Origin of the sequence: Pauljensenia hongkongensis, assembly GCF_001746855.1 — a bacterium.
In the GTDB taxonomy this organism is placed as follows: domain Bacteria; phylum Actinomycetota; class Actinomycetes; order Actinomycetales; family Actinomycetaceae; genus Pauljensenia; species Pauljensenia hongkongensis.
The window spans coordinates 478,936-489,542 of the sequence record NZ_CP017298.1 but is presented as its reverse complement, the minus strand read 5'-3'; the positions used below and the strand labels follow the sequence as shown (position 1 = coordinate 489,542).

The window sequence follows — 10,607 nt, the reverse complement described above, 5'->3', positions numbered from 1 at the left end:
TTGCCGCGCAAGCGGCTCTTCGGGCGCGGCTGGGAGCCCGCCCGCACCCGGCCCCAATGGGGCAGGGGCTGAGCTTGGCGTGTTGCGCGTCCGGCCGGTCCGCGGGTGTGTGCGTTGTTCTGGTGTTCGTTTACGAGTGAGGAGTGGGGGGCTGGGTTTGTCCTGGGTCATGGAGTACAACATCATTGCTGGTGGGCCGGTTGGCGCCGCTGATGTGGAGGCCGTGTTCGGGCGGTGGGGGCGGGTGTGCGCGTTGGGCGGGGGCGCGGTGGATGTGGTGATCGGGGATTGCGGGTTCGTCATCGCCCCGGAGGCGTCGTCGTCGGTCAATCCCGCTTTCGTCAGGTGGGTGGCCCACGCGCGTGGTTTCGGCGGCTCGGCCCGCGTCTACAGCACGGAGATCGACGAGTCCTATTTGGAGTCGGAGGGGGAGGAGACCGAGGTCAGCCGCCAGGTGGAGGCGGGCTTGGCCCGGCTCGCCGAACGCGTGGGCGGGGCGTACGCCCCCTTCTTCCAGGGGGACGCGATCAGCTACACCGACCCCGTCGGCGGAGAGTACGACTTCGCGGGGGGCCCGAGCCAGTGGGACAGGAAGCGGAAGCCGGGTTCTCCCGCCCTCCACTTGTCGTGGTACGGGCGCCCGGGCCCGGCGGCGGCGCCGCTGGAGCAGTGGGCGGCGGCGCTGGAGCGGCATCTGCCCCAGTGCTGCCCCCTGCGGCGCCCCGGTGTGGAGCCCGTCGTCGGGGGCGGTGCGCTCTGTCTGCGCTACGGGCCGCCGTGGGGGGATGTCGTGCTCCACGAGCCCGGGGCTGGTGCCGTTTCGGACGGCGCGGCGGGGGGTGGGGACTGCGGGCGCCCGGGCTTGTACACTCTGTCGTGCACGGTCCCCGTCAGCGCCTTCGAGAGGGACGATAGGCCGTGCTTGGACGAGTTGCGCGAGTTCGTGGCGCTGGCGGCCGAGGACCTGGGGGCGGAGGTCGCCACGTGCGAGCTCGTCTACGGGTACGACTGCGGGTCGGGGGTCGCGCGTCCGACCCGCAAGGCCAGTGCGAAGCGGGTGGTCGTGGTGGACGAGGCGGGCCGCCTCCTGGGGCTGCCCGCCGTAACACCGTGGTGGGCGTGGCTGGGCCCCGCCTACTCCGGCCTCCTGGCCGAATGGTTCCAAGCGAAGGCGAAGAACGGCGCATCGTGCCTCATCAAGTACCCGGGTTTCCGGGGGATCCTCATCAGCGCCAACGGGAAGGCGTGGCGTTACGAGCGCCCCAACTGCTACGACTGGATCCCCAAAGAGTACATGCCCCGCAAGCGCCGCTTCAGCAAAGCATGGGAACCCGCCCCCCGCATACCCCACTGGGACGGAGAATGACCCGAACCCGCTGAGACGCCGAGGGCGGGCAGGTGAGCGCAGTGCGCGCGACGGCCCCGGTGGCTCACAACGAGCGGATGACCGTGACGACCTTGCCGAGCACTGTGGCGCCGTCACCGGGGATGGGCGCGTAGTCCTCGTTGTGCGGCAACAGCCACACGTGCCCCCCCGAGCGGCTGAACTCCTTGACGGTGGCCTCCCCGTCGATCATGGCCGCGACGAAGTCGCCGGACTGGGCGTCGGCCTGGGCGCGGACGACCACGTAGTCGCCGTCGAGGATGCCCGCGTCCACCATGGACTGGCCCGACACCTCCAGCATGAACAGGTCCCCGCGGCCCGTGAGGCGCGTGGGCAGGGCGAAGACGTCCTCCACGTACTGCTCGGCGGTGATGGGGGAGCCCGCCGCGATCCGCCCGACCAGTGGCACCGCGCCGGAGTCGGAGTCGGCGTGCCCGACGGGGACCTCGACGGTGACCACTCCGGCGCCCGTGGGCGGGTTGCCGACTCCCAGGACCGCCCTGGCCCGGTCGGTGAGGTCGAGCGCGCGCGGCAGGCCCGCGTGGCGCTCCAAGTACCCCCCGGCCTCGAGGGAGTCGAGGTGGTGCTTGATCGTGGAGGGCGAGGCGAGCCCGACGCGGAGTGCGATCTCGCGCACAGAGGGCGGGAAGCCGTCCCGCGTGAGCTTGTCGTTGATGACGCGCAGGATCTCGGCCTGCCGGTGGCTGAGCTCGTTGGCGGGCACCGCTGGCTCCTCTCGCTGGGGCGCGACGCAGATGCGTGTGCCATGGCGTGGACTAGTCACCATCAAGGATAGGTGAACAACCGGCCAGGATGAAACACGTGTTCGAGCGGGTCGCGCCATTCGCGTCCCCGTCGTGGTATCGTACAGATGTTCGACGAACAGATGTTCGATGGTGTGAATTGGAGGAAGACCATGAGTGCCCAGACCATGATCATGGCGGCACCTGCCCCCGGCGCGCCCGTGGGCGGCGGGGCGAGGGTGATCGACATCCGCAGCGCTCCTTCTGCGCGCCGCAGGCTCGTGGCGGCGGGGCTGGGGGATCCGGCGGCGCGCCGCGCTCCCGCACGTCCCAGGAGCGCCCGCCCCGCCCTCACTCTCCGCTCCTTCGTGGTCGGCTCCCTGGCCACGGTCGCACTGCTGCTGGGCAGCGCGGGGCTCGGGGCGCTCATGCGGCCCGCCGCCTATGACGGCCCGACCTACACGCACGCCGTGACGGCGGGGGAGTCCGTGTGGTCGCTGGCGCAGTCCGTCCGCACCTCCCGCCCCCTCGACGAGGTCGTCGCCGACATCGAGCGGCTCAACGGCGTCGACGGCGCCCTGCGGGTCGGGCAGGTGGTGGTGCTCCCGGCCCGCTGAGGGGGTCAGGCCCGGTGCTGTGGTGGCGCTGGTCTGCTGAGGACGAGGGGCCGCGGATCCCGTGCCGACGCCGATCGGTGTTCCGCAGTCGGCGCCCTTGGGCGAGAACGGGTGCCCGTCGGGCGGGACCGGGGGGCGGCACCGCGCCACCGTGTTGCGCCTGTGGCGCCCGTGGGGATGGACCGTGTAGCGTTGGAGTGTGCACTGCCCTTTCTGTCATAACGCGGACTCGCGAGTGGTCGATACGCGCATCGCGGACGACGGCGCCTCCATCCGCCGCCGCAGGGAGTGCGGTGCCTGCAAGAAGCGCTTCACCACGCTGGAGACCTCGTCGTTCCAAGTCGTCAAGCGCTCAGGGGTGGTCGAGCCCTTCTCCAGGAACAAAGTCGTCTCGGGCGTGAAGAAGGCGTGCCAGGGAAGGCCGGTCACCGACGACCAGTTGGCGCTGCTCGCCCAGCAGGTGGAGGAGAACCTGCGCCAGACCGGGGTCTCCAACGTCTCCACCAACGAGGTCGGCAAAGCGATCCTGCCATTCCTGCGGGACCTCGACGTCGTCGCCTACCTGCGTTTCGCCTCCGTGTACCAGGCCTTCGACACCCTCGACGATTTCGCGGCGGCCATCGAGGAGTTGCGCGAGCGGCAGGCGGGCACCGCGCCCAAACCGCGCCGCCCCCGTGGGCGCAAGCAGAAGAAGGAGCCCGAGCAGGGGCCCACGCTCCTCGACAGTTAAGGCCGCCCGGCGGACACTGGCCCCGGTCGCCGACGTGGGCCCTGTCGATCCGCTGCTGGCGCGCCCACCCGGGGTCCACGAGGCACGCGCCCCGCTGAGGGGCCCTGGGCGGGGCCGACCGCGCGCCGTGCCGCTGCGCCCGGGACTCAATCCCGCTGCTGGCCCCGCTGCTGGCGGTCCTCCGGCGAGGTGATCCTGCGCAGTGCGTCAGTGGCGCCCCGCGCGGCCCCGCGCGCGGCTTCCCCGACGGCGTCGCGGGCCCCCTCCACAGCGCCCCGGGCGCCCTCAACGGCCCCCTTGGCCGCTTGGATCGCACCGCCCGTCATCCCGGTGATCTGCTCGCGCACCTTCTTTCGCATGACCTTGCCCAGCTGGGAGCGGGGCAACTCGCTCATGACGACCAGCTGGCGGGGCAGCGCGTAGTGCGCGATGGACTTCTCCGCCCACTCGCGGATGTCGGCCAGTGTCGCGGAGGCCCCCGCCTCGAGGACGATGGCGGCCACCACGTCCTCGCCCGACGAGGACGAGGGGATGCCGACGATGGCGACATCGCGCACGCCCGGCATCGTGCGCACGGCCTCTTCGACCTGGGAGGGGTAGACGTTGAAGCCCGAGGAGTTGATCATCTCCTTGCGCCGGTCCGCCATGTAGATGAAGCCGTCTCGCAGGCGCACCAGGTCCCCGGTGCGCAGCCAGCCGTCCACGAAGCACGCCTCCGTCTCCTCCGGCTGGTTCCAGTACCCGGGGAACACCTGCGGGCCGCGTGCCAGCAGTTCCCCGACCTCGCCGTCCGCGACATCGCGGGACGGGTCCTCGGGGTCGACGATGCGGACCTCGGTGGAGGGGTAGGCGATTCCGAGGGCGCCCCTGGCCCGGGTCGAGGCCAACGGCGAGCCGAGGATGATGGGGGAGGCCTCGGTCATCCCGTAGCCCTCGATCATGAGGCCGCCGGTCGCCTCCTCCCACGCGTCGGCGAGCTCGCGGGACAGGGGCATGGCGCCCGACAGGGAGAAGTGGATGGAGGAGAGGTCGGACCCCATCTGCTTGGCGGTCGCCAGCAACCGCTGGTACATGGGCGGGACCCCCAGGAAGAAGGTGCACGGCAGGCGCTTCTGGGAGGTGAGGATCATCGCCTGGTCGAACTTGGGGAACATCGCGATGGTGGCGCCCATGCGCAGGCCGGCCAGGAAGCCGATCGTGAAGCCGAAGGCGTGGAACAGAGGCAGGACGCAGTAGAACACCTCCGCGCCCTCGTGGAGGACGGGGACCCAGTCTATGGACTGCTCGACGTTGGCGATGAGGTTGCGGTGGGTGAGCGCGGCCGCCTTCGGGACGCCGGTGGTCCCCCCGGTGTGGATGAGGAGCGCGATGTCGCCCGACGCTGCGGGGCACGCGCCCTGCCACGCCTCGGCGCGCGCGACCTCCTGGTCCCAGCGGCGCGCCCAGGCGGGCACGCGGGCCGCCAACTGCTCGCGGCGCTCCCGGGCGGCGCGCAGCGGCAGGCGCACCAGGAACTGCGAGGCGCGGGGGAGGGCGCGGATGAGGTCCATCGCGAACACGGTGTGCCCCGGATCCAGGAAGGACAGCTTCTCCAGGGACTTCGTCCACGCGATGGTGGTGCGGGCGCCGTGGGCCTCGTACTCGCCGCGCAGCTCCGCGGCGGGCGCCAAGGGGTTGTGCTCGACGACGACGGCTCCCAGGGCCATGGCGCCGAGGACGGCCACGGCGTGCTGCGGGCAGTTCGGCATGACGAGGGCGACGCGGTCGCCGGGGCGGACCCCGGCCGCCGCGAGCGCGCCCGCGGCCTTGCGCATCTGGACGACCAGTTCGGCGTAGGTCATCTGGCGGGAGAAGAAGTCGATCGCCGCCCGCTGCGGGTAGCGGCCCGCGACCTCCTCCACCATCGCGGGGATGGTCGTCTCGGGGACCTCGATGGTCGCGGCTACGCCGGGGGCGTAGAGCGAGCGCAGCTGGGTGGTCAGATCCATCGTGCCTCCTCGGTCGCGGTCGGTGCCTACGTTACCGTAGGTTCGCTCCGATCACGCCAGCAACCGCGCACAGTCGCGCACATCACTAACCGCCCCGGCGCGCCGTGCGTCTCCGCCCGCCCTGGCCGCCCCGGTGCGCGCCGACCGTCTCCGCCCGCCCGGGCTCTCAGCGCAGGGGCGTCACGATGAGGCGGATCGTCGAGTCCAGGGCCTCCAGGCGCGCCAGGGCAGCCCCGTCCAGGGGCGAGGACACGTCGGTGAGGACGTAGCCGGTCGCCCCGGAGGTCGACAGGATCTGCCCGTCCACGTTGGCCCCGGCGTCGGCGAGGACCTGGTTGACGCGCGCCAGGACCCCCGGGACGTTGGCGTGGATGAGTCGGATGCGGCTGAGGGAGGCGGGGCCGGCCCCGAGTGAGAGGTTGGGCAGGTTCACGCTCATGTCCGTGGAGCCGTTGGCCTCGTAGTCGCTGATCTTGGCGGCCACGAAGCGCCCGATGTCGTACTGCGCCTCCTCGGTGGACCCCCCGATGTGGGGGGTGAGGATGACGTTGTCGAGCAGGGCAAGGTCGGAGGTGAAGGGGTCGCCGTTCTTCTTCGGCTCGTGGGGGAACACGTCGAGGGCGGCTCCCGCCAGGTGCCCCGAGCACAGCGCCTCGTGGAGCGCGTCGACGTCGACGATGAAGCCCCGCGACAGGTTGAGGAACAGCGCCCCGGTCTTCATCATCGCGAACTCGCGCCGCCCGATGAGATCCGTGTTCGCCTCCTGCCCGTCGACGTGGATGGAGACGACGTCCGCCTCGCGCAGCACCGACTCCATGGTGGGCATCTGGGTGGCGTTGCCCAGGGCGAGCCGCTCTGCGGAGTCGTAGAAGATGACGTTCATCCCCATCGCCTCGGCCAGCACGGACAACTGGGTGCCGATGTTGCCGTAGCCGATGATCCCCAGGGTGTGCCCGCGCACCTCGTGCGCGCCGTCGGCGCTCTTGTCCCACACGCCCCGGTGCAGGCGGGAGTTCTGGACCGTGACGCGGCGGGACAGGTCGATGATCTCGCCGATGGCCAGCTCCACCACGGAGCGCGTGTTCGAGTAGGGGGCGTTGAACACGCCGATCCCCAGGCGCGTCGCTGCCTCCAGATCCACCTGGTTCGTGCCGATGCAGAACGCCCCGATGGCCCTCAGCCCCGGGCGGGCGGCGAGAACGCGGGCGCCGACATGGGTCTTCGAGCGGATCCCCAGGTAGTCGATGCTGTCGAGGGCGCCGATGAGCTCGTCCTCGTCGAGCGCGCCCGCGTGGCGCACGACCTCGATGCCGTGGGCGGCGAAGACCGAGTCTGCGACGGGGTGGGGGTTCTCAAGGAGCAGTGCGCGAGTCATGGGTCCATCCTGGCAGAGCGGCGCGGCGTTCGCGAAACCCGTCCGCAGCGGGTCCGCGCTCCGGGGCGGGACGAGGCGGGGGCCGGGGACGGGGAACAGGTGCGGTCCGACCTATCGGCAGTGGCGTGGACGAAGCGGGTGCGCTCCGCTCTGCGGCGCGGCCGCCTTGGGGGTCAGGCCCACTCCTCCATGCCCGCGGGCAGGGGGCGCGAGTGGACGACCCGCACGTCGTGGGTGGCGCGCGTGAGGGCGACGAAAAGGTCCCCGACGCCGTCGGCCAGGATCTCGCAGGGCTCGACGAGGACCACGGAGTCGAACTCGAGCCCCTTGGCCGCCCCGGCCGACAGCACGCCCACCCGGTCCTGAAGGGCCGAGTCGCCATCGGCGTCCGCGCCCCACGCCCTGGCGCGCCGGGCGCCTACGATGACGGCGATACGGCCCGCCCCCGGGCCGTCGGAGGCGTCGAGGCGCGAAGCCGCCCGTCGGACGGCGCCCTGCGAGACACCCCACAGGGGATCGCGCTCGCGGGGCGGCAGCGGGCCCTCGGACGCCCCGGCGGCGTCGACGCGCTCCACCGAGTAGCAGTCGGGCACGTCGCGCACCGCGCGCATCGGGTACATGACCGGTGAGCCCGCGCGCGCCACGACCGCCTGGGCGAGCTCCGTGAGGGCCCGGGGCGTGCGGTAGGACACTGTGAGCACGTACTCCTTCTCCAGGGCGCGCGCCGCCGGCCCCAGTGCCTTCTCCCACGACGCGGGCCTGCGCGCCCCGCGCCCCTGGTCGAGGTCGCCCACCACGGTGAACGAGCGCGACGGGCAGCGGCGCAGCAGCGCGCGCCACTCCATCGCCGTGAGCTCCTGCGCCTCGTCGACCACGACGTGGCCGTACGCCCACGTGCGGTCGTTCGCAGCGCGCTCGGCCAGGGGCGCCCACCCCTCCTGCGCGGAGGCGGACTCGGCGAGCATCTGGGCGGTGACGATGCCCCCGCCCAGGCCCTGGGACTCGATGGCGGCCTGGGCGCGGGCGACATCGGCGGCGCCGTCCTGGCGTGCGCGCGCCGCCCCCGGATCGGGCATGGGCCCCAGCAGCTCCTCCAGCTCGTCGATCAGGGCCACGTCCGACACCGTCCACGCCCGGCAGCGCGGGCGCGCGAGGGCCCGCAGTTCGTCGGGGCGCAGGGGCGACCCCGCGCGCCTGTTCGCCTCGGCGAGCACCTCGGGCCTGGCGTACAGGCGCCCGAGCAGGGTCGTCGCGGACGTCGGCATCCACGCCAGGTTGATCGCCCTGCGCGCATCGACGGAGTCGCGGATCTCGGCCAGCCACGCGCTCTTCTCGTCCTTGCCGACGCGACCCTCGGAGTCCGCGCCGCCCGCTTCCTTGGCGAGGCGCACCGCGAGCACGTCCATGAGTTCGCGCGCGAAGCCCTCGCGCGCCACGTTGTGGGGGCGGCCGGAGCGCTTCGCGTGGCGCTTGGCGCGATCGACGTCGGAGCGGCGCAGAACGACCCGGCGGTTCCACACGCGCAGCTCCTGGTCGCGCTCCGGCAGCCGCGCCAGGCGCCGGACCGCCTCCCGCAGGATCCCCGCCCAGGCGGGCAGGCCCTTGAGGCGGGCGAGGGCGGGGTCCTCCACCGCCGTGGCGCTCACGCCCGGCACCAGCGACCCCATGGTCCTGGACACGACCCCCGTCTCGCCCAGGGAGGGGAGAACGGCCTCGATGTAGCGCAGGAATATGCGGGACGGGCCCACCAGGAGCACGCCGGAGCGCTCCAACCGCTCGCGCTGGGCGTAGAGCAGGTAGGCGACGCGGTGCAGGGCGACGGCCGTCTTGCCCGTGCCGGGCCCTCCCTGGACCACCACCAGGCCCCGGTGGGGCGAGCGGATGATCTCGTCCTGCTCGGCCTGTATGGTCGCCACGATGTCGCTCATCCTGCCCTCGCGCGCCGCGTTGAGCGCGCTCATCAGGGCACCCTCGCCCGCGAGCTCCAAGTCCTGGCCGTGGGGGTCGGAGGCGTCCAGCAGCTCGTCCTCCAGCGCCGTCACCGTGCGCTGGCGCGTCGTGATGTGGCGGCGGCGCACCACACCGCCCGGCTCCACGGGCGTCGCCTGGTAGAAGGGCTGCGCCGCGGGGGCCCGCCAGTCGATGAGCAGGGGCGATCCGTCGTCGGTGGACATGGAGATCCGCCCCACGTGGCGGACCGTGCGGTCTTTCATGTCGAGGCGCCCGAAGACGAGGCGCTCCTCCACGCCCTCCAGGCGCGCCGCCATGCCGCCCAGGTGCTGGGACAGGGCCTCGCGCTCCGTCCACGCCTGCGCGTTGCCCGCGCCGTGGGCGGAGTGGGCCCTCGCCTGGCGCTCGCGGTACGCGGCGCGCAGGGCGTCGAGGCGCCGGTACGCGCCGTCCACGAAGTCCTGCTCGGGCAGGGGGGAGCGCACGCGCGGCGCGTCGGCGGTCTGCGTGTGCAAGGCGTCCTCCTGCCAGTCGATCCCGGGCCCCCCATTGTCTCGCATTTTCCTCCGATCCGCTGCCGCCTGCGCGATCCCGGGGCCCGACTACGCCACCAGCTCAAAACCGGACACCGGGTGACGCGGGCGCCCCCATACGGGTAGCGTTGACAGTGAAGAAGTGACGGAAGAACTGGTAGTGGAGGCACGATGGATCTGACAGCGCACGATCTCTACGCCGACGGCCCTGCCGTGGGGGCGAAAGCCAGGATCCTCCTCATCCACTTCGACGGGGCGATCGACGCCGGGGGAGCGGGCCGCATGGCGGTCGCCCAGATGCTGCGCTCGCTCCACAACGAGAGGGTCGCCACCTTCGACCCCGACGCCCTCATCGACTACCGCTCCCACCGCCCGGTCACCACCGTGGAGAACTGGGTGTCCACGCAAGTGCGGGTCCCCGAGATCGTGCTCGACTTGGTCGAGGACGACATGGGCCACCCCATCCTGGTGCTCCACGGCGCCGAGCCGGACGCGCGCTGGGAGTCCTTCGCGCGCGCCGTGGGGCACATAGCCGAGAGGTCCGGGGTGGAGATCACGTTCTCGCTGCACGGGGTCCCCTCCGGGGTCCCCCACACGCGCCCCACCCCCGTCCACGTGCAGGCGACCGACTCGTCCCTGCTGCCCGACCAGACGCAGATGGCGAACTACATGCAGTTCCCCTCGCCGCTGTCGACCTTCATCCAGGTGCGCCTCGCCCAGCGCGGCATCGGCGGCATCGCCCTGCTCGGCGCGGTCCCGTACTACATGTCCGACACCGGCTACCCGGCGGCCGCCAGCGCCCTGCTGCGCTCCCTGTCGAAGTTCGCGGACCTGTCCCTGCCCGTCGGCGACCTGGAGCAGGGCGCCGCCCAGGACCAGGAGGCCATCGAGAAACTGGTCGAGGACAACCCGGAGATCTCCCACACCGTGGGCGCGCTGGAGGAGCACTACGACGCATGGAGCGGCCAGGGAGGGGCGATCCCCCTCAGCTCCCTGGGCAAGCGCGCCACCGCGACGGCCGCGGAGGACGCCAAGTCCGCCAAGGACATCGGCGATGTCATCGAGGCCTACCTGGCGCAGGTGACCCGCGCGAAGGACGTGGCCGTCGGCGAGGGAGCCCCCCATGCCCGCGGTGCGGCGGCCGCGTCCGCAACGGAGGAGTCCGCGCGCCCCGACACCCTCGAGGACGTCCTGGCCCGGGTGGAGGCCCGCCGCAGGGGCGAGAACGGCGGCGGGACGCGCGCCCCCAGGCACCGGGCCTGACGGCGGACCGACGGGGCTGAGGGG

The 10,607-nt window shown here is 72.4% G+C and carries 8 protein-coding genes; 4 read left to right on the top strand and 4 right to left on the bottom strand.

The genetic code is table 11. From position 1 onward, the window contains the following. Positions 1 to 169 precede the first annotated feature (169 nt). Entirely contained in the window at positions 170 to 1,366 is a 1,197-nt protein-coding gene (locus BH719_RS02050) for a hypothetical protein (protein ID WP_009743074.1), read from the top strand. A gap of 64 nt (positions 1,367 to 1,430) precedes the next feature. On the opposite strand, the gene lexA is transcribed toward BH719_RS02050, so the two are convergent. Beyond that, positions 1,431 to 2,108, bottom strand: coding sequence for a transcriptional repressor LexA (gene lexA, locus BH719_RS02045; protein WP_009743073.1), 678 nt, complete (start codon positions 2,106 to 2,108; stop codon positions 1,431 to 1,433). Between the two features lie 192 nt (positions 2,109 to 2,300). Here lexA and BH719_RS02040 point away from each other — a divergent pair, with 192 nt between their 5' ends. Then, positions 2,301 to 2,744: a LysM peptidoglycan-binding domain-containing protein gene (locus BH719_RS02040; protein WP_034255147.1), complete on the top strand. Its 444-nt coding sequence runs from the start codon at positions 2,301 to 2,303 to the stop codon at positions 2,742 to 2,744. A 199-nt stretch (positions 2,745 to 2,943) separates the two neighbouring features. Continuing rightward, positions 2,944 to 3,474 (top strand): transcriptional regulator NrdR, encoded by a 531-nt coding sequence (gene nrdR / locus BH719_RS02035; protein ID WP_034219037.1) that lies wholly within the window; start codon positions 2,944 to 2,946, stop codon positions 3,472 to 3,474. Between the two features lie 146 nt (positions 3,475 to 3,620). Here the strand turns inward: nrdR and BH719_RS02030 are convergent, their stop codons facing one another. The 3 genes from BH719_RS02030 to BH719_RS02020 all read right to left on the bottom strand — a co-directional run bounded on the left by BH719_RS02030 (position 3,621) and on the right by BH719_RS02020 (position 9,347). Beyond that, entirely contained in the window at positions 3,621 to 5,462 is a 1,842-nt protein-coding gene (locus tag BH719_RS02030) for an AMP-binding protein (RefSeq protein WP_009743070.1), read from the bottom strand. 166 nt (positions 5,463 to 5,628) lie between these two features. Beyond that, complete coding sequence (gene serA / locus BH719_RS02025; protein ID WP_009743069.1) at positions 5,629 to 6,837, bottom strand: phosphoglycerate dehydrogenase; 1,209 nt, start codon at positions 6,835 to 6,837, stop codon at positions 5,629 to 5,631. A gap of 173 nt (positions 6,838 to 7,010) precedes the next feature. Beyond that, complete coding sequence (locus BH719_RS02020; protein WP_009743068.1) at positions 7,011 to 9,347, bottom strand: HelD family protein; 2,337 nt, start codon at positions 9,345 to 9,347, stop codon at positions 7,011 to 7,013. Between the two features lie 144 nt (positions 9,348 to 9,491). On the opposite strand from BH719_RS02020, the gene BH719_RS02015 reads away from it, so the two are divergent. After that, positions 9,492 to 10,583 (top strand): PAC2 family protein, encoded by a 1,092-nt coding sequence (locus tag BH719_RS02015; RefSeq protein WP_009743066.1) that lies wholly within the window; start codon positions 9,492 to 9,494, stop codon positions 10,581 to 10,583. The last annotated feature ends 24 nt before the right edge of the window (positions 10,584 to 10,607 follow it).

Excerpts from the sequence above, each read along its gene's own strand:
- serA (WP_009743069.1), bottom strand. The coding sequence starts at position 6,837 with ATGACTCGCGCACTGCTCCTTGAGAACCCCCACCCCGTCGCAGACTCG.
- BH719_RS02040 (WP_034255147.1), top strand. The coding sequence starts at position 2,301 with ATGAGTGCCCAGACCATGATCATGGCGGCACCTGCCCCCGGCGCGCCC.
- BH719_RS02020 (WP_009743068.1), bottom strand. The coding sequence starts at position 9,347 with ATGCGAGACAATGGGGGGCCCGGGATCGACTGGCAGGAGGACGCCTTG.
- BH719_RS02015 (WP_009743066.1), top strand. The coding sequence starts at position 9,492 with ATGGATCTGACAGCGCACGATCTCTACGCCGACGGCCCTGCCGTGGGG.
- BH719_RS02030 (WP_009743070.1), bottom strand. The coding sequence starts at position 5,462 with ATGGATCTGACCACCCAGCTGCGCTCGCTCTACGCCCCCGGCGTAGCC.
- BH719_RS02050 (WP_009743074.1), top strand. The coding sequence starts at position 170 with ATGGAGTACAACATCATTGCTGGTGGGCCGGTTGGCGCCGCTGATGTG.